The organism is Diaphorobacter sp. JS3051 (genome assembly GCF_015832135.1).
Taxonomy (GTDB): domain Bacteria; phylum Pseudomonadota; class Gammaproteobacteria; order Burkholderiales; family Burkholderiaceae_C; genus Diaphorobacter; species Diaphorobacter nitroreducens.
On record NZ_CP065406.1, the window covers coordinates 3,093,532 to 3,110,558 of the forward strand.

Genomic DNA, 17,027 nt, shown 5'->3' on the forward strand with positions numbered 1-17,027 from the left:
GCTGCGCGGCGGCGCCTGTACCCCACCGCAGGGCTGACACATGAGACTCTTTCCCAATGCACACGCCACCCATCCGCAGTGGCACATGGCCGCGGTGCTGGTGCTGGCGCAACTGCGGGCGCAGATGGCGCTGCCCCAGTACGCCAGTGCACCCACGCTGGGGCTGCTCTACATCACCGACCACTATGCGGACGATGCCGCGGCCCTGCTGGACCTGCTGCGGCGCGAACTGCCGACGGTCACCGACTGGGCAGGCGCGGTCGGCGTGGGCGTGGCGGGCAACAACGTCGAATATTTCGATGAACCCGCGCTCTCGCTGATGCTGTGCGACCTGCCGCGCGCGCACTACCGCGTGTTCTCGGGCGTGGCGCCGCTGGCGCACGGCGATGCGGCCGGGGCGGGCTTTGCGGCCCACACGGCGCTGGTGCATGCGGACGGCCAGACACCCGAACTGGCGGACCTGGTGGCCGAGATGGCGGGCCGCACCAGCAGCGGCTACCTGTTTGGCGGCGTGGTGGCCAGCCGCGGGGCGCAGGTGCAACTGGCGCTGCCCGCCGGCGGCGAGGGCGACGGCGTGCTGCACGGCGGCCTGTCGGGCGTGGCCTTTGATGCGCAGGTGGAACTGGTCTCGCGCGTCACGCAGGGCTGCCAGCCCATCGGCGCGCAGGCGGTCATCACCGCCGCGCAGGACAACGTGGTGCTGGAGCTGGACGGCGAGCCCGCGCTGGACGTGCTGCTGGACACGCTGGGCGTGACGCTGCAGGGCGACGCCCAGGCCGCCCTGCGCGCCGTGCGCGCCACGCTGGCAGGGCTGGAGGACGCAGACGCACCGCAGCGCCAGCGCACGGGCCACTTTGGCGCCGACACGCGCGTGCGCCACATCGTCGGGCTGGACGCGACGCGCAGCGGCGTGGCGCTGGGTGACCATGTCGAGGTGGGCATGCGCCTGGCCTTCTGCCAGCGCAACGTCGGCGCGGCCCGTGCCGACCTGATGCGCATCTGCGCCGAGATCCGTGAGGAGCTATCGCCCCAACTCGAAGAGGCGCAGGCGCTGCCCGCCGCAGGCAGCGCGCCGCATGCCGAGCCGACGGGCGGCCGGCGCATTTGCGGTGCGCTGTATGTGAGTTGCTCGGGCCGCGGCGGGCCGCACTTCGGTGGGCCCAGCGCCGAGCTGCAGATCGTGCGCCATGCGCTGGGCGACGTGCCCCTGGCGGGCTTCTTCGCCGGCGGCGAAATCGCCGCGCACCGGCTCTATGGCTACACGGGCGTGCTGACGGTGTTCGTCGCGCCGGACGGGGCTTTATAAGCCTTTTTGGCCTCTAGCGCCCGTCCATCAAGCGCAAGCAGCTATGCAATGCATAGCGCCGTGGCGCTTGCTCAAACGCCGATGACGGCGGGGCGGGGCGCCGCAGCAGGGCGCGGCAGGCCGCAGAACGCGAAGTCCAGCTCCGGCTCCAGCCCGCTCACGATGCGCGCGATGGACTTGCCCGAGCCGCAGGCGTGGGTCCAGCCCAGCGTGCCGTGGCCGGTGTTCAGGAACAGGTTGCCGTAGCGCGTCTTGCCGATCAGCGGCACGTTGCTCGGCGTGGCGGGGCGCAGGCCGCTCCAGAACTGCGCCTGGCTCGCATCGCCCGCGCCGGGAAAGAGCTGCTCCACGCGCCGCACGATGGCTTCGCAGCGCACGGCGTTCAGTGCGCGCTCGTAGCCGTTGAGCTCGGCCGTCCCCGCGATGCGCAGCCGGTCGCCCTGCGCGCTGGTGTAGCGCGAGAAGACCAGCTTGTACTCGTCGTCCGTCAGGCTCACCTGGTAGGCGGCGGCCGTGTCGCGCACCGGCAGCGTCACCGAATAGCCCTTGGCCGGGTAGATCGGCAGGCGCAGGCCCAGGGGCTGGGCCAGCAGCGGGCTGAATGCGCCCAACGCCAGCACGTAGGCGTCGCCGCGCACGCGCTCGTAGCCGCCGGCCTCGTTGGTGACCTCCACATGGTCGATGGCGCCGCCCGCCGGGTGCAGCGCGGTGATGTGGCACCCCAGGCGGAACTGCACGCCCGCGGCCTGGGCCACGCCGGCCAGCGCGCGCGTGAACAGGTGGGCGTCGCCGGACTCGTCCTCCGCCGTGTAGGTGGCGCCCGCCAGCTGCGGCCGGACGTGGGCCAGGGCCGGCTCGATGCGCACGGCCTCGTCGGCATCCACCACGCGGCGGTGGCAGCCCAGCGCACGCATCTGCTCGGCGGGCGCCAGCGCGGCGTCGAACTCCTGGGCGCTGGTGTAGAAGTGCAGGATGCCCTGCGTGCGCTGGTCGTACTGCAGGCCCGTGTCGGTGCGCAGTTGCTGCAGCGTGCTGCGGCTGTAGCTGCCCAGGCTCACGATCTGCTCGATGTTGTGGCGCGTGCGCACGGGCGTGCATTCGCGCAGGAATTGCAGGCCCCAAAGCCACTGGCGCATGTCCGCGCGCAGACGAAACAAGAGCGGCGCATCCTCTTTGCCCAGCCACTGCAGCACCTTGAGCGGCGCGCCGGGGTTGGCCCAGGGCTCGGCGTGGCTGACCGAGATCTGGCCGCCGTTGGCGAAGCTGGTTTCCGCACCGGGCACAGCCTGCCGGTCGATGACGGTGACCTCGTGGCCGAGTTGCTGGAGGAAGTACGCAGAGGTGGTGCCGACGACGCCGGCGCCCAGAACGATCACGCGCATGGTTTACAAGCCTTTTTCAAGGTTTGCGCAGGCAGGGCGCGCGCGAGCAGCTATTGAATGAATAGCGAACAGCGGGCGCGACATGGCCTGGCTGCCGCTCCCCCTGTCCTTGGTACCTGAGAGATTCATGCCGCGCGGGACCGTGCGCGGCACTTGCTCCTTCGGTGCGCCACGGCGGGCGTGGCGGCTCTCCAGACGGCTGTGTGGGTGTGCAGTACGGAACCTGAGCGTGTATGGGAGTTTGCGCCTTCGGTGAAACGGCACATGGCCGTTTGCTCTCCTGCGCCGGCCATCGTAGCGGCGCGGGCGCGGCGTCCCCAGCGGGCTAACCCTCAGACCATGAACACGCTCTCAGGGCGGGGCGCTGCGTGCATGCTCAGGGGTAGACCGCTTCGCCCAGGTTGAGCATGAGGCGGTTGGCCCAGGCGAACAGCGCGGCGGCGTGCACCGTGTCCAGGATTTCCAGGTTGCTCAGGCCCGCGGCGCGCAGCGGCGCGATGTGCTGCGGCCTGAACGCACCGGGCGCGCGCGTGAGCGCGGCGCTGGCCTGCGCCAGGGCGCGCTCGCGGGCGTTGGTGCCGGCGCTGTCGGGGTCGGTGAAGATCTGCGCGATCACGTCGTTGCGCTTGGCCAGCTGCTCGAAGCGCTGCGCATGCACCGACGCGCAGTACACGCAGCCGTTGATGCGCGAGACCACGGTGGTGGCCACCTCGCGCTCGGCGCGCGGCAGGCCGCCAGGCGCGTACATGATGGCGTTGAACGCCTCCGAGCGCTCGGCCAGCACGCGGGGCTGGTGCGCCAGCACGAGGTAAAAGTCCGACGTGCGTGCCTTGGGGTGGCTTGCGTCCAGCACGGCGTTCTGCTCGGCGCTGGCGGTGGCGGGGTCCACCACGGGCAGCCAGGCCTTCCAGTCCAGCGTCTCGCTGGTGTAGCCGGCCAGGCGCAGCGGCTCGCCGGGCGGGGGCAGGTTGGCAGGGTGCACGAAGGGCGCTTCTGGCGTGGCGGGTGCGACCGGCGCGGCCGCAGCGCCCGCGGGGCCGAGGGCGGCCAGCGCCGCCACGCCTGCCACCAACCGCGCCTGGTAGGCCACGAAGCCGATGAGCTGCGCGAGCAGCACCACGTCCGGCGTGGCGAGGCCCGCCTGGGGCAGGGCGAGCAGGACCGCGCGGTCGGCCGCGGCGGGCTGCGTGGCCAGCAGCTGCGTGAAATGCGTGATGGCTTGCCAGCGGGCATCCGCCGCGGGGGCGGGCAGGCCGGCCAGGCGCGCGCCGTAATGGTCGGCCAGCGTTGCCACGCCGCTGGCGGCCGCCACGGCCTGGGCCACGGACAGGCGCTCGGCCAGCGCCAGGCCCCCGGGCAGTGCGGGCGCGAGCAGCAGGTCTTCGCAGGCCTGGGTGGCGGTGATGGCCTTGGCGCGCTGTTGGCGCGCGGCCTGGGCATGGGGGGCATGGCCCAGGCGGGCGAGTTGGTCGATGGTGTCGGTCATGGCGAAGGCAGGATGCGTTGGGAGGTGTCGGCGGGCGTCCATTCGTCGCCCAGCAGTTCCGGCTCGGCATAGGCCTGCAGCGCGGCGAAGTGGTGCTCCACGTCCTCGCGGTACAGCAGGCCGGCGATGCCGCTGGCCAGGCGCCGTGCGCCGTCGCTGATGGCGGGAATGTCGCCCGACACCGTGCCGTGTGACAGCGCCGCGGGGTAGCAGAAGCAGTGGATGCGGTCCAGGCCAGGGCAGGCGCCGGCGGCTTTCTCGCGGAATTCGAACACCGGGCCGAGGTCGGGCGAGTCGGACAGTTCGCGGTCTTCATCGCCGGCGGGCGGCTGGTAGCGCTCGCCCCAGGTGCGCACATGGCGCGCAAACGGCGCGAACTCGGGCTTTTGTGCCCAGTCGATCACGAAGCCCGTGGCGAGGACCAGGAAGTCGAACGCAAACGTGCCCTTGGCCGTCGCTACGTGCAGCGCGTCGCCCACCTGCGTGACGCCCTGCACCGCGCAACCGAAGTGGAAGAACGCATGGGCGTGCCGCGACACGCGCAGCGTGCTGCCGTGCGGCGGCGGCACCTGCTGCACGTTGATGTAATGGCGGATGCGCCACTTCCATGCGTCGGGCAGGTCGTGGTGCCCCTGCGTGAGGCCGGGCACGCCCGAGCCCTTGGACTTGTTCACCGTGGGCATCACCGCGCGACGCGCGATCAGGTCCACGCTGGCGGCGCCGCATTCCAGCGCCGTGCCGGCGCTGTCCATGGCGGACGAGCCCATGCCGATCACGCCCACGCGCTTGCCCTTGAGCGTGGCGTAGTCCAGCACGTCGGACGAATGCGCCCACAGGCCACCCTGTGCGGCGTGGGCCACGCCCCGCATGAAGGCAGGGACCTGCGGGCCGCCCAGGCCGTCGCGGCCCGTGGCCAGCACCACGCGGCGCGCCAGCCAGGTGGCGTGGCCGGCGGGGGCCTGCACGTCCACCGCCACCAGGCCGTCGGCGCGTGGGTGCACGGCGGTGACGGTGTGTTCATTGCGCACGTCGGCCTGCGTCACGCGGCGGTACCAGCGCAGGTAGTCCATCCACTGCAGGCGCGGGATCTTGTCGAGCGCGGCCCAGGCCTCACGGCCCCACTGGGCCTCGAACCAGGCGCGGAAGGTGAGCGAGGGCACGCCGAGCGCGGGGCCGGTGAGCTCCTTGGGCGAGCGCAGCGTGTCCATGCGCGCCGTGGTGGCCCAGGGGCCCTCGTAGTCGGCGCGCGCGCGGTCCAGCAGCACGGCGGCAATGCCCTGCTGCGCCAGCGCCATGCTGGCCGCCAGGCCCGCCTGGCCGGCGCCGATGATGAGCACGTCGGTGACGGGCTGCCCTTCATGGGTGCGTGGCGGCAGCCATGCGCGGGCGCGCCAGTTGAGGGTGAGCAGGTCGTGCCGCAGGCGGTCTTCGAGGGCGGCCAGGCCGGCCGCCCCCAGGGGAAGCGAAAAAGACATGGAGGACGTCGAAGAAAGCGTGGAGGGCGAAATCAGTCGATGCTGATTTTGGCGTCCTTCACCACCTGCGCCCACTTCGCGCGGTCCTTGTGGACCGTTTGGCGGAACTGCTCGGGCGTTTCGATGCGCACCGTGTTGCCCTGCGACTCGAAGCGCTGGCGCACGTCGGGCTGCTCCAGCACCTCGCGCAAGGCGGTGTTCAGCTTCTGGACCACGGCCGGGTCGGTGCCCTTGGGCGCGAAGATGCCGAACCAGATCGAGCTATCAAAGCCCTTGGTGCCGGGCAGGCCGCTGGCGCCGATGGGCGGCACCTCCTTCACGGCCGCCACAGGCTTGGCCGTGGTCACTCCCAGCAGGCGCACCTTGCCGGTCTTGTAGTGCGGCAGCACGGTCTGCACCTGGTTCATGATGCAGCAGGTCTCTCCGCGCAGCACGGAGGTGATGGCCTCGGGCCCGCCCTTGTAGGGCACGTGCACCATGTTCAGGCCCAGGCGCGCATTCAGCTCGGCAAAGGCCATGTGCGTGCCCGTGCCGTTGCCGGTGGATGCGAAGTTGTACTTGCCCGGGTTGGCGCGCACGGTCTCGACGAACTCCTTGAGGTTCTTGGCGTCGATCACCGCGGGGTTGATGGTGAGCACGTTGGACACGTCGATCAGCGGGGCGACGGGCACGAAGTCGGCCTCCACGTCGAACGGCAGGTTCTTGTAGAGCGCGGCATTGCTGCCGTGCGTGGCGGCCGTGCCGAAGGCCAGGGTGTAGCCGTCGGCCTTGGCGCGGGCCACGTACTCACTGGCGATGTTGCCGGCCGCGCCGGACTTGTAGTCGATGACCACGGGCTGGCCGAGTTTCTGGCCCAGCGGCTCCTGCACCGCGCGCGCCACCACGTCCACGCCCGATCCGGCCGGAAAGCCCATGATCAGCGTGACGGGCTGCTTGGGCCAGTCCGTGGCCTGGGCGAGAGCGGATGTGACGGTCAGCAGCGTGGCCAGGGCGGCGGTGGCGTGGCGCAGGAGGGGCATGGCGAATTTCCTTGTGATGGGTCAGTGCAAGGCGGCGCCCTATCGTGTAGGCACAGCCGAAACACGCCCATTGTGGAGAAATTCACATGCGCACGCGCTATATGCATATGGACGGCCCGTCGCCGTCCCGGGCCATGCTGGGCGCGGACGACCGGCGCTCGGCCGTTCATCTCCGGTAGGGGTTGTCGGGCCGGCGGTCGTGGCGGTTGGGCACGCCGTCGCCATCGCGGTCCCAGCCGCCGCGCACGAAGCGCCATTGGTCACCGCGCTGCACCCAACGCGGCTGGCGGTAATGGTGGCCGTGGCGCACCTGCATCCACTGGCCGGGCACCCACACATGGCGGTGGCCGCGCCATTCCCAGTGGCCCTGCGACCAGACCATGCCGCGGCGCGGCGGGGGCACGCGCTCGTAGCGTGGAGGCGGTGGCGCGTGGTATTGCACCGCGTAGGCGGGCGGTGCCGAGTAGTGGGGCGTGCCGGCCTGGATCACGACGGTGGCGTTGGTGGCCGCATGCGCGGCGCCTGCCAATGACAGCAGGGCGACGAGGCTGCCGGCTGCGGCAAGGGTGGTGGTGCGGACCATGGCGTTCTCCTGTGTTGTGGGATGCAGCGTGGGGCGCTGCGGGAGACTCCATGCTGCGGGCCGCATGTCAACGTTTCGGCCGCGTTGTTGCATCCCCGGCAAAGGTTTGTGAGCAGGTGTGACGGCGGCCTTTCGGCGGGCAGGATTCAGGTGTTGGAAAGGCTGCAGCCCTTGTCAGAGAAGCGCCACAAGCTCCTTTTTCAATAGTGAGAGAGGCGCGACCAGTGCGCGGCGAGGCGCCGCGGTGCTTGGCGCACCGCCCGCCACGCCACGATTGCTTGCATGTACCGTGGGATTGACCCCTCTGGGGCCGCCCCCAAGATCAAACACCGCACACGGCTTGGAGAACTGGGGGGCTTGCATGGACACACCCAACTGGGCCCTGGTGGCCAATGGCTCGATGGCGCGCCTGCTGGAGCTTGACCCTGCGGCAGCCATGCACTGGACGGAAAGGCAATGCCTGACGCATCCGGCCGCCCGCCTGCATGGCAGTGCGGCGGGGCATGAGCCGCCCGGACATTCGATTGCAGGACGCAGCGGTCTGGCGCCGCGCAGCGAGGCCGCCGCGCAGGAGCGGCGCACCTTCGCGCGCGAGGTGGCCCACGCGCTGCGCGAGGCCGTGGGCGCGGCCGAGCGCAGCCGCGTGGCCGTGTTCGCGTCCAACCCCTTCCTGGGCGAGCTGATGGAACAGCTGGATGGTGCCACCCACCAGCGGCTGGTGGCCAGCCATGCAGAGGATCTGACGCACCTGAGCTTGCAGGAGTTGGCGCGGCACTTGCAGGCAGAACGCGGCGGCTGACACGGCCCCGGTGTGAGGACCGACCATGCGCGCCATGGTGCTGGACGGACCCGGCCAGCCGCTGCGGCTGGCGGAGTTGCCGTGCCCCGTTCCGCAGGCAGGCCAGTTGCTGCTGGCGGTGCAAGCCTGCGGCGTGTGCCGCACGGACCTCCATCTGCGTGACGGCGAGCTGCCGGATGCGGTGTGGCCCCTCGTGCCGGGGCATGAGATCGTGGCCCGTGTCGCCGGCCTGGGGCCGGGCGTGCGGGGCTGGCGGCAGGGACCGCGGGTAGGCGTTCCTTGGCTGGGGTGGACCTGTGGGCACTGCCGGTTCTGCTCCAGTGGGCGCGAGAACCTGTGCGTGCAGGCGTGTGGGGGCGACGGATGGTCCAGTGTGGGCACCGCGAAGGGGGAAGTCAATGGCAGGCCGACTGCGTCGGGTTTTGGGTGTTTTAAGGCGCTGGCACCCGTCCATCAAGCGCCATAAGCTATTAATAAAGGAGCATCACGGCCTTGCGGTGCGGCGCATCTGGGCAAAGGCCTCGAACTCCCAGCTGCGCATGGCCAGCAGCAGGGTGTAGCCCTCGCGCTCACGCTCGGGCAGGCGCTGGTCGGCCAGGTGCTGCTGCGCGAAATCCTGCGCCACGCGCTGCAGCCGCTCGGTGAACGCGGGCGCCAGGCTGCGTGCGATGGAGCCGTGCACCAGCAGCACGCCCTCGCCCGGCGCGTCGAAGCCGCCGTTGAAGTAGTCCAGCAGTGCATGGTCGCGGAAGTAGTGCATCACCGGCCCGTGCGGGCGCCAGCGGAAGGTCTTGGCAAGCTTCAGGCGGTAGCGGTTGAGCGGGCGCAACTCGATGATGCCGATGCGGTCGAGCTGCGCCAGGTACTGGATGCCCTCGGCCTCGCTCAGCCGGTAGGTGGTGGTGATCTGCTCCAGGGTCCACTGGCTCAGCACGCAGATCGCCATCAGCAGCAGCTTCTTGTCGGCCACCACGGCCTTTTCCTGCTCCTGCGTCAGCTCGCTCAGCAGCGGCTGGCTGTCGGCCACGCGCCGCGCCAGGTCGGCAAAGTCCAGCCGCAGCAAGCGGCAGATGGCGTCGATGCGCGACAGCGGCATGTCGCCCTTGGCCAGCATGCGCTTGACGCTGGACTCGGCCATGCCCAGCGCCTGTGCCAGGCTGGCATAGGTCATCTGGGCGGACTTGAGTTCCTTCTTCAGGGCGATGACGAGGTCGGCGGTGGTGCTCATGGGGTGCTGGAGGTGAAAAGTATCGAATGGCGATACCCTAAGTGTGATCCAAGCCACCAAGGCCCACAAGCGGCTGGCCTGTGCGGGCTTTGTGCGCACAATGCGCGGCACCTTCACACCCCAGCACACCGCATATGAGCGCGCAGCACCCCGTGACCTTGTCGCCCACCGCCCAGCCTGCCGAGGCGGCGGCGCACCCCAACCAGTTCGCGCTGCTGCGCCAGCGCCGCTTCGCGCCGTTCTTCTGGACGCAGTTCGCCGGCGCGGCCAACGACAACCTGTTCAAGTTCGCCTTCACGGTGATGGTGACCTACCAGCTCAGCGTGTCGTGGATGCCGCCGGCGCTGGCGGGACTGGTGATCGGCGCGCTGTTCATCCTGCCGTTCCTGCTGTTTTCCGCCACGGCGGGGCAGCTCACGGACAAGTACGAGAAGACGCGCATCATCCGCTTCGTGAAGAACCTGGAGATCGCCATCATGCTGGTGGCGGGCGGGGGCTTCGTGGCCGGCAGCGCGGCCATCCTGCTGGGCTGCGTGTTCCTGATGGGGCTGCATTCCACGCTGTTCGGCCCCGTGAAGTTCGCCTACCTGCCGCAGGCCTTGAACGAGCGCGAGCTGACGGGCGGCAACGGCATGGTGGAGATGGGCACCTTCGTCGCCATCCTGCTGGGCAACGTCGCGGGCGGTCTGCTGGTGGCGCTGCCGGGCATCGGCCACACCACGGTGGCGTTGGCCTGTCTGGCGCTGGCTTTGCTGGGCCGCCTGGTGGCGCAGTTCATTCCGCCGGCCCCGGCCACCGACCCGGGCCTGACGGTGAACTGGAACCCGGTCAGCGAGACGTGGCGCAACCTGAAGCTGGCGCACGGCAACACCGTGGTGTTCCGCTCGCTGCTGGGCATCTCGTGGATGTGGTTCTTCGGCGCGGTGTTCCTGTCGCAGTTCCCCAGCTTCGCCAAGGACGTGCTGCATGGCAACGAACAGGTGGCGTCGCTGCTGCTGGTGGTGTTCTCGGTGGGCATCGGCATCGGCTCGCTGCTGTGCGAGGTGCTCTCGCGCCGGCATGTGGAGATCGGCCTGGTGCCGCTGGGCGCCATCGGCATGAGCGTGTTCGCCATCGACCTGTACTTCGCCTCGCGGGCCCTGCCGCCGTCGGAGGTGCTCACCCTGGCGGCCTTCGCGGCGCAGCCCGCGCACTGGCGCGTGATGACCGACCTGCTGCTGCTGTCGCTGTTCGCGGGCCTGTACAGCGTGCCCATGTACGCGTTGATCCAGATGCGCAGCCAGCCCACGCACCGCGCGCGCATCATCGCCGCCAACAACATCCTCAACGCGCTGTTCATGATCGCCAGTGCCGTGCTCGCGGGGGCGCTGCTGTCGGCGGGCTTCACGGTGCCGCAGATCTTCCTGTTCACCGGCATCGCCAATGCGGTGGTGGCGTTCTACATCTTCCTGCTGGTGCCCGAGTACCTGCTGCGCTTCGTGGCCTGGGTGCTGTCGCGCTGCATCTACCGTTTCAAGGTGCGCGGCGACGAGCACATTCCCACGGAGGGCGCGGCCATCCTGGCCTGCAACCATGTGAGCTTCGTCGATGCCGTGCTGCTGATGGCGGCCAGCCCCCGCCCCATCTACTTCATCATGGACCACCGCATCTTCCGCATCCCGGTGCTGGGTGCGCTGTTCCGCCTGGCCAAGGCCATTCCCGTCGCGCCGCAAAAGGACGATGCCGCCACCTACGAAGCCGCGTTCGAGCGCGCGGCCCAGGTGCTGAAGGGCGGCGACCTGCTCGCCATCTTCCCCGAGGGCGGCATCACGCGCGACGGGCAACTGCAGGCGTTCAAGGGCGGCATCATGAAGATCATCGAACGCGCGCAGGCCGACGGCGTGCAGGCGCCGGTGGTGCCCATGGCGCTGACCAACCTGTGGGGCTCGTTCTTCAGCCGCATCGAGCAGGGCGGCGCCATGGTGCGGCCGTTCCGCCGCGGCATGTTCAACCGCGTGGGGCTGAACGTCGGCGCACCGCTGCCGGCTGCCGAGGTGCAGCCCGCCCTGCTGCGTGAGCGGGTGGCGGGGCTGCTTCAGATCAGCGCCTGAGCCAGCAGGCGCCCCAGGGCCTGCGCATCCGCTGCGGCTTCAGCCGTTGCGAAAAAGAAAGCTGTACGCGTTCAGGGCCGGCACGCCGCCCAGATGCGCGTACAGCACCTTCGATCCGGCCGGGAATTCGCCGTTGCGCACCCGCTCGATCATGCCGTGCATGGACTTGCCCTCGTACACCGGGTCCGTGAGCATGCCCTCCTGGCGAGCGCACAGGCGGATGGCCTCCAGCGTGCCTTCATTGGGCAGGCCGTATTCCGGGCCGCCGTAGCGCGTGTCCAGCACCACATCCTCGGCGGTGATGTCCTGGCCCAGCTCCACCAGATCGGCGGTGCTCTGCGCGATGCGCAGGATCTGCGCGTGGGTCTTCTCGGGCGTGGCCGATGCGTCGATGCCGATCACCCGGCTCGCGCGCCCGTCGGCGGCAAAGCCCACCACCATGCCCGCCTGCGTGCTGCCCGTGACCGAGCACACGACGATGTAGTCAAACCGAAAGCCCAGCTCTTTTTCCTGCTGGCGCACTTCCTCGGCAAAGCCGACGAAGCCCAGGCCGCCATAAGGGTGCTCGGAGCAGCCAGCAGGAATGGGAAAGGGCTTGCCGCCGGCCTGCTTCACGTCCGCCATGGCCTGCTCCCAGCTCGGGCGGATGCCGATGTCGAAGCCCGCCGCGTCCAGGCGCACGTCGGCGCCCAGGATGCGGCTCATCTCGATGTTGCCGACGCGGTCGTACACCGCATCGGAGTAGTTGACCCAGTTCTCCTGCACCAGCACGCACTTGAGCCCCAAATGCGCGGCCACGGCGGCCACCTGGCGCGTCTGGTTGGACTGGATGCCGCCGATGGACACCAGCGTGTCGTAGCCGCCGGCAATTGCCTCGGGGATCAGGTACTCCAACTTGCGCGTCTTGTTGCCGCCGAAGGCCAGGCCCGAGTTGCAGTCCTCGCGCTTGGCGTACAGCTCTACCTTGCCGCCCAGGTGCTGCGACAGGCGCTTGAGCGGCTGGATGGGCGTGGGGCCGAAGGTCAGGGGATGGCGGGGGAATTTCTGCAGGTTCATGGCGGTGTTCCGGTCGATGGGGAAGGTGCCTTGCATCGTAGGAAAACCGCGCATTAACAGGGTTGTGAAATAAGATGATTTCAAGAATCAAAAAAAGTACTCACCGCTAAATAGCAGTATTTCATTTCTCAAATCAAGCCATGGCCGCAATAAAAAAACGCAACGTGAATGCCGCGGCAGAGGGTGCCGAGGTGGACCGCACCGACCGCGCCATCCTGCGCCTGCTGCAGCGCGACGCGTCGCTGTCCAACGTGGCCCTGGCGGCCAAGGTGCACCTGAGCCCGCCGGCCTGCCTGCGCCGCGTGGAGCGGCTCAAGCGGCTGGGCTTCATCGATGGCGTGGTGGCGCGGCTGAACCCGCAGGCGGTGGGTGCGGGCATGCTGGTGATGATCGGCGTGGTGCTGGACCGCTCCACGCCCGAGTCGTTCTCGGCCTTCGAGAAGGCGGCGGCCAAGATCTCGGGCTGCATGGAATGCCACGTGGTCACGGGCGAATTCGACTACTTCATGCTGATCCGCACGCGCGACAGCGAGAGCTTCAACCGCCTGCATGCCGAGCAGCTGCTGTACCTGCCGGGCGTGCGGCAGGTGCGCTCGTTCATGGTGCTGCGCAACGTGCTGTCCACCACCGAGCTGCCGCTGGCGATCTGAATGCGGTATCGCATGGCGATACTTTTCGATGCTGGATAGGTTACTGCGTCGGAATATCGGCTGCTTTGGCGCCGTGCGGCCGCAGCATCCGCCCCGTGTTCAACCAACGCCTGCGGGCACCGACCACCATGCATTCCTCTACCCCCACCCTCCAGCGCGACACGCGGGCCTGGCAGTTCCAGGTGTGGGCCTCGTTCGGCATCGCCGTGTTCCTGTGCGCCACCGGCCTGGCCTGGCTGCCGGGCGAGCGGCTGGAGGTGGCCTTCATGTTCATGGGCTACGTGTTCTGCCTGTCGGCGGCCTTCATGCTGGCCAAGTTCGTGCGCGACAACCAGGGCGCGCGCCGCGGCGCCGGCCAGGGCGGTGGCGACACCCCGCTGTGGAAGCTCGTCGTCTGGGGCGGCTTTGCGGTGGCCATGGGGCTCACCGGCTGGGGGCTGTGGGGCATGGCGATCAGCGCCACCTACAAGGCCTTTTTGGGCGTGAGCTGGCTATACCTCATCACCTGCGCGTTCACGCTGGCCAAGATGCTGCGCGACCGCCACGAGGCGGATCTGGCCGACGCCCGCCTGCGCAGCCGCCTGCAGGCCCGCACCGAGGCCGCTGAATGATGCCCGCCGCGCAGGAGACCCACATGCCAACCCTTTTTCGCAAGACCTTCGCCCCCGCGCTGCTGGCGCTGGGCCTGCTGTGCGGCGCGGCGCTGCCGGCGCGGGCGCACAGCGAGGCCTCTGCCGCGCTGTCGCTGATGCCGGTGGCCTCCGTGGTCGTGGCCGCGGGCGGGGCGTCCGCGGCGGCGGGCGCCGTGGTGGCCCTGCCGGCGGCGCTGTCGGTGGGCGGCGCGGTGCTCACGGTGAAGGCCGTGCAGGCCTCGGCCACGGGCACGGTGTACCTGCTGGAGCGTGCATCGGACGGCGCCCAGGCCAGCGTGGAGGTCTCGGGCCGCGCCGCCGGTGCCGCCAGTGGTGCCGTGGGCACGGTGCTCACCTGCAGCGTGATCGGCACGGGCGTGATCCTGTCGGCCGCGGGCGAGGTGCTGGCCTTCGTGCCCAACGCGCTGGGCCGCGCGCTGCTGCACAACGAAAGGCTCTGACCATGCGCACCCTGCACTGGATCGCGGCCGCCGCCCTGGCACTGGCGGCCATGGCGGCACATGCGGGCCGCTCCTGCGAGCCGCACCAGCCCACGGCGCAGACCATCGCCCAGGGCATGCAGCTGGCGCAGCAGACGGCCCAGGCGCTGGACGCCAGCGGCGCCCGCGTGGTGGTGCTGGCGCGCGCGGGGCAGGACTTGTCCCGCTACGGCCTGCGCTACTCGCACCTGGGCTGGGCCTACAAGACGCCCGAGGGCCCGTGGCGCGTGGTGCACAAGCTCAACGACTGCGGCACCGCCGTGGCCGCCGTGTACCGCCAGGGGCTGGGCGAGTTCTTCCTGGACGACCTGTGGCGCCACGAGGCCGTGTGGGCCGTACCCACGCCCGCCGTGCAGCAGGCGCTGCTGCCCGTGCTGGCCGACGGCGCGCGCCACGCGGCTGCACCAGCGTGCCTACAGCATGGTGAGCTATGCGTGGGGCACGACCTACCAGCAGTCCAACCAGTGGGCGCTGGAGACCCTGGCCCTGGCCATGGAGCCCGAGCGCGCCCAGACCCGCGCGCAGGCCCAGGCCTGGCTGCGGCTGCAGGGCTACCAGCCCACGGTGCTGCGCATCGGGCCGCTCACGCGGCTGGGCGGGCGCATGACGGCGGCCAACGTCGCCTTCGACGACCATCCGTCCGCGCAGCGCTACGCCGACCGCATCGAGACCGTGACGGTGGACTCCGCCCTCGCATGGCTGCAGCATGCGCGGCTGGCGGGCGCCCCGCAGGTGCAGGTGCTGGGCCCGGAGAAGTTTTAAGCAAAAATGGGCTCCTGCGCTTATCCATCAAGCGCGAGCAGCTACTATTCCAATAGCAAACATCGTGAGGGATCACACATGAGCAAGGCATTGCGACTGTCGGAGAAATGGTTTCGCCGCGGCCTGTGGCTGGTGGCGCTGGTGTTCGCCAGCTTTCTGATCGGGCTGGGCGGCACCATCGTGGGCGACCTGCCCAAGGTGGAGGCGCCCTTGCAGCTGGACGACTTCCTGGACCGCAACGCCGCCCAGGCGCTGCGCGCCCAGGTCAAGGAAGCGCGCCAGGCCGAGCAGGAGGCCCAGACCGCGCTGGAGCAGGCCCGGCTGCAGCACGCCAAGGCGCGCAGCGAGACGCAGGCCGAGCGCGAGACCTTCAGCAACTGGCTGGCCGCACGCCGCGCCACCCAGCGCGCCGAGCACGACCCCGAGGTGATCGCGCGCACCCAGGCGCTGGACGCCCTCAAGGCCCAGGAGCGCCGGGCCCAGCAGGCCGTGCAGGCGCAGGACCAAGCCCTGCTGGACGCGCGCCAGGCCGCGCAGGCCGCGCAGCAGCGCCTGGGGCGCCTGGAGCAGGGCGGCTACGAGAAGATGGCCGCCGAGCGGCGCAAGGTGGAGTTGCGCGTGTTCCTCTACCGCCTGGCGCTCACGCTGCCGCTGCTGGTGGCGGCAGGCTGGCTGTTCGCCAAAAAGCGCAAGAGCACCTGGTGGCCGTTCGTGTGGGGCTTCATCTTCTTCGCGGTGTTCGCGTTCTTCGTGGAGCTGGTGCCCTACCTGCCCAGCTATGGCGGCTACGTGCGCTACGTGGTGGGCATCGTGGTCACGGCGCTGGTGGGGCGCTACGCCATCCTTGCGCTCAACCGCTACCTGGAGCGCCAGAAACAGGCCGAGGCCCTGCCCGAGCAGGAGCGCCGCAAGGAGCTGGGCTACGACGTGGCCCTGGCGCGCCTGGCCAAGGGCGTGTGCCCGGGGTGCGAACGGCTGGTGGACCTGAAGGACGGGGTGACCGACTTCTGCCCGCACTGCGGCATCGGCCTGTTCGACCGCTGCGGTGCCTGCGGCACGCGCAAGAGCGCCTTCGCCCGTTTCTGCCATGCCTGCGGGGCCGGTGCGGCGCCGTCCGGGATGGCCTCGCCCGGTGCGGCCCCTGCCGGTGCGGTCCCCTCGGGCATGCCGCCCGCCGGCGCGGCCCCCACCGGTACGCCGCCCCACGGTGCGATGCCCGGCGCGGCAGGGAATCGCTAGGCGCAGGCCTGGTGCAGGTCCAGCGCGTTGGCAGCCGCCGCGCCGCTGGCCGTGTTGTCGAAGATGCACCACACGCTGCGCGCTGCCAGGGTGGCGACCCGCAGCCGTACCGCTAGCGCGTCGACCAGCGCCGCGTCATAGGCCGAGTAGTACACGCGCGGTGCGCCATGCAGACGGCAGTAGACCAGGCCGGGCCAGCCGCCGGGCACCTCGCCGCCCGCGTGCAGCACCGGGTCGGCCAGCACGCGGCCGGCCTGCCAGGCGCGCAGCAGCGTGTCGCCCTCCGGCGTGAACCAGCTGGCGTGGCGCGGCTCCACGGCAACGCTGCCGTGCGGATGCCGTTCGCGCAGGCCGCGCAGGAACGCCTCGGCGACGGGCCGGTCGAGCCGCAGGCTGGGCGGCAATTGCACCAGCAGACAGCCCAGGCGCTCCCCCAGCCCCTGCACCTGTTCCAGGAAAGCCTCCAGCAGCGCGTCCGTGCCCTTCAGGCGCGCCGTGTGCGTGATGCTGCGCGGCAGCTTGACGCTGAAGCGGAACGCTGGCGGCGTGGACGCGGCCCAGCGCTCGTACGTGCTGCGCTGGTGGGGGCGGTAGAACGATGAATTGATCTCCACGGCGGGCAGCCGGGCGGCGTAGCGCTCCAGGTGCGAGCCTTCGGCCGGGAACCGGTGCCGGCTGCCCTGCGGCACGTTCCACCCCGCGGTGCCGATGTGCAGCGGTGCGGCTGTCGACGGTCGGGTGTCCATCGCGCCAGCATAGGAAGGATGGCGCGGCGCCGCGCGCGGAATGCGCCGGCCCTCGCCGTCAGCCGCCGCCTACG

General features: G+C 70.3%; 15 protein-coding genes, 2 pseudogenes and 1 riboswitch. Of the genes and pseudogenes, 9 read left to right on the top strand and 8 right to left on the bottom strand.

All coding sequences use genetic code 11. From position 1 onward, the window contains the following. Positions 1 to 40: 40 nt before the first annotated feature. Positions 41 to 1,306 carry an FIST N-terminal domain-containing protein gene (locus I3K84_RS14760; RefSeq protein ID WP_196994865.1) on the top strand — a complete coding sequence of 422 codons (1,266 nt, stop codon included), beginning with the start codon at positions 41 to 43 and terminating at the stop codon, positions 1,304 to 1,306. A gap of 71 nt (positions 1,307 to 1,377) precedes the next feature. Here I3K84_RS14760 and I3K84_RS14765 read toward each other — a convergent pair whose 3' ends face one another. The 5 genes from I3K84_RS14765 to I3K84_RS14785 all read right to left on the bottom strand — a co-directional run bounded on the left by I3K84_RS14765 (position 1,378) and on the right by I3K84_RS14785 (position 7,251). Continuing rightward, positions 1,378 to 2,688, bottom strand: a complete 1,311-nt coding sequence (locus I3K84_RS14765) for a D-amino acid dehydrogenase (protein WP_196994866.1) — start codon at positions 2,686 to 2,688, stop codon at positions 1,378 to 1,380. Positions 2,689 to 2,781: 93 nt separating this feature from the next. Continuing rightward, positions 2,782 to 2,893: riboswitch (glycine riboswitch) on the bottom strand. Positions 2,894 to 3,064: 171 nt separating this feature from the next. After that, entirely contained in the window at positions 3,065 to 4,174 is a 1,110-nt protein-coding gene (locus I3K84_RS14770; protein ID WP_196994867.1) for a peroxidase-related enzyme, read from the bottom strand. Next, positions 4,171 to 5,649, bottom strand: a complete 1,479-nt coding sequence (locus I3K84_RS14775; RefSeq protein ID WP_196994868.1) for an NAD(P)-binding domain-containing protein — start codon at positions 5,647 to 5,649, stop codon at positions 4,171 to 4,173. Before I3K84_RS14775 ends, I3K84_RS14770 begins: the two co-directional genes overlap by 4 nt. Positions 5,650 to 5,681: 32 nt before the next feature. Then, positions 5,682 to 6,668 (bottom strand): tripartite tricarboxylate transporter substrate binding protein, encoded by a 987-nt coding sequence (locus tag I3K84_RS14780; protein ID WP_011806970.1) that lies wholly within the window; start codon positions 6,666 to 6,668, stop codon positions 5,682 to 5,684. 166 nt (positions 6,669 to 6,834) lie between these two features. Further along, entirely contained in the window at positions 6,835 to 7,251 is a 417-nt protein-coding gene (locus tag I3K84_RS14785; protein ID WP_103738087.1) for a YXWGXW repeat-containing protein, read from the bottom strand. Between the two features lie 361 nt (positions 7,252 to 7,612). On the opposite strand from I3K84_RS14785, the gene I3K84_RS14790 reads away from it, so the two are divergent. Further along, positions 7,613 to 8,050 carry a host attachment protein gene (locus I3K84_RS14790; protein ID WP_196994869.1) on the top strand — a complete coding sequence of 146 codons (438 nt, stop codon included), beginning with the start codon at positions 7,613 to 7,615 and terminating at the stop codon, positions 8,048 to 8,050. Positions 8,051 to 8,075: 25 nt separating this feature from the next. Next, positions 8,076 to 8,429: pseudogene (locus tag I3K84_RS14795) on the top strand (alcohol dehydrogenase catalytic domain-containing protein); the annotation flags it as partial. Between the two features lie 105 nt (positions 8,430 to 8,534). On the opposite strand, the gene I3K84_RS14800 reads toward I3K84_RS14795, so the two are convergent. Continuing rightward, positions 8,535 to 9,278 (bottom strand): helix-turn-helix transcriptional regulator, encoded by a 744-nt coding sequence (locus I3K84_RS14800; RefSeq protein WP_196994870.1) that lies wholly within the window; start codon positions 9,276 to 9,278, stop codon positions 8,535 to 8,537. A 134-nt stretch (positions 9,279 to 9,412) separates the two neighbouring features. Between I3K84_RS14800 and I3K84_RS14805 the strand changes: the two genes are divergently transcribed. Beyond that, entirely contained in the window at positions 9,413 to 11,368 is a 1,956-nt protein-coding gene (locus I3K84_RS14805; RefSeq protein WP_196994871.1) for an MFS transporter, read from the top strand. A gap of 39 nt (positions 11,369 to 11,407) precedes the next feature. On the opposite strand, the gene I3K84_RS14810 is transcribed toward I3K84_RS14805, so the two are convergent. Further along, the gene (locus I3K84_RS14810; protein WP_196994872.1) at positions 11,408 to 12,424 is read right to left on the bottom strand and encodes a 1-aminocyclopropane-1-carboxylate deaminase; all 1,017 of its coding nucleotides are present in this window, start codon (positions 12,422 to 12,424) and stop codon (positions 11,408 to 11,410) included. Between the two features lie 140 nt (positions 12,425 to 12,564). Here I3K84_RS14810 and I3K84_RS14815 point away from each other — a divergent pair, with 140 nt between their 5' ends. From I3K84_RS14815 to I3K84_RS14835, 5 genes and pseudogenes are all read left to right on the top strand, one after another. Then, a complete protein-coding gene (locus I3K84_RS14815) occupies positions 12,565 to 13,074 on the top strand; it encodes an Lrp/AsnC family transcriptional regulator (RefSeq protein ID WP_015914407.1) in 510 nt (169 codons plus the stop codon). Between the two features lie 128 nt (positions 13,075 to 13,202). Beyond that, positions 13,203 to 13,685 carry a YiaA/YiaB family inner membrane protein gene (locus I3K84_RS14820; protein WP_015914406.1) on the top strand — a complete coding sequence of 161 codons (483 nt, stop codon included), beginning with the start codon at positions 13,203 to 13,205 and terminating at the stop codon, positions 13,683 to 13,685. A gap of 23 nt (positions 13,686 to 13,708) precedes the next feature. Next, positions 13,709 to 14,167: a hypothetical protein gene (locus I3K84_RS14825; RefSeq protein WP_172208781.1), complete on the top strand. Its 459-nt coding sequence runs from the start codon at positions 13,709 to 13,711 to the stop codon at positions 14,165 to 14,167. A gap of 2 nt (positions 14,168 to 14,169) precedes the next feature. Then, positions 14,170 to 14,968: pseudogene (locus I3K84_RS14830) on the top strand (DUF2145 domain-containing protein). 78 nt (positions 14,969 to 15,046) lie between these two features. Beyond that, the gene (locus I3K84_RS14835; RefSeq protein WP_196994873.1) at positions 15,047 to 16,207 is read left to right on the top strand and encodes a serine endopeptidase; all 1,161 of its coding nucleotides are present in this window, start codon (positions 15,047 to 15,049) and stop codon (positions 16,205 to 16,207) included. Here the strand turns inward: I3K84_RS14835 and I3K84_RS14840 are convergent. After that, positions 16,204 to 16,953: a DUF72 domain-containing protein gene (locus I3K84_RS14840; RefSeq protein WP_196994874.1), complete on the bottom strand. Its 750-nt coding sequence runs from the start codon at positions 16,951 to 16,953 to the stop codon at positions 16,204 to 16,206. The two genes, I3K84_RS14835 and I3K84_RS14840, sit on opposite strands and share 4 nt — an antisense overlap. Between the last annotated feature and the right edge of the window lie 74 nt (positions 16,954 to 17,027).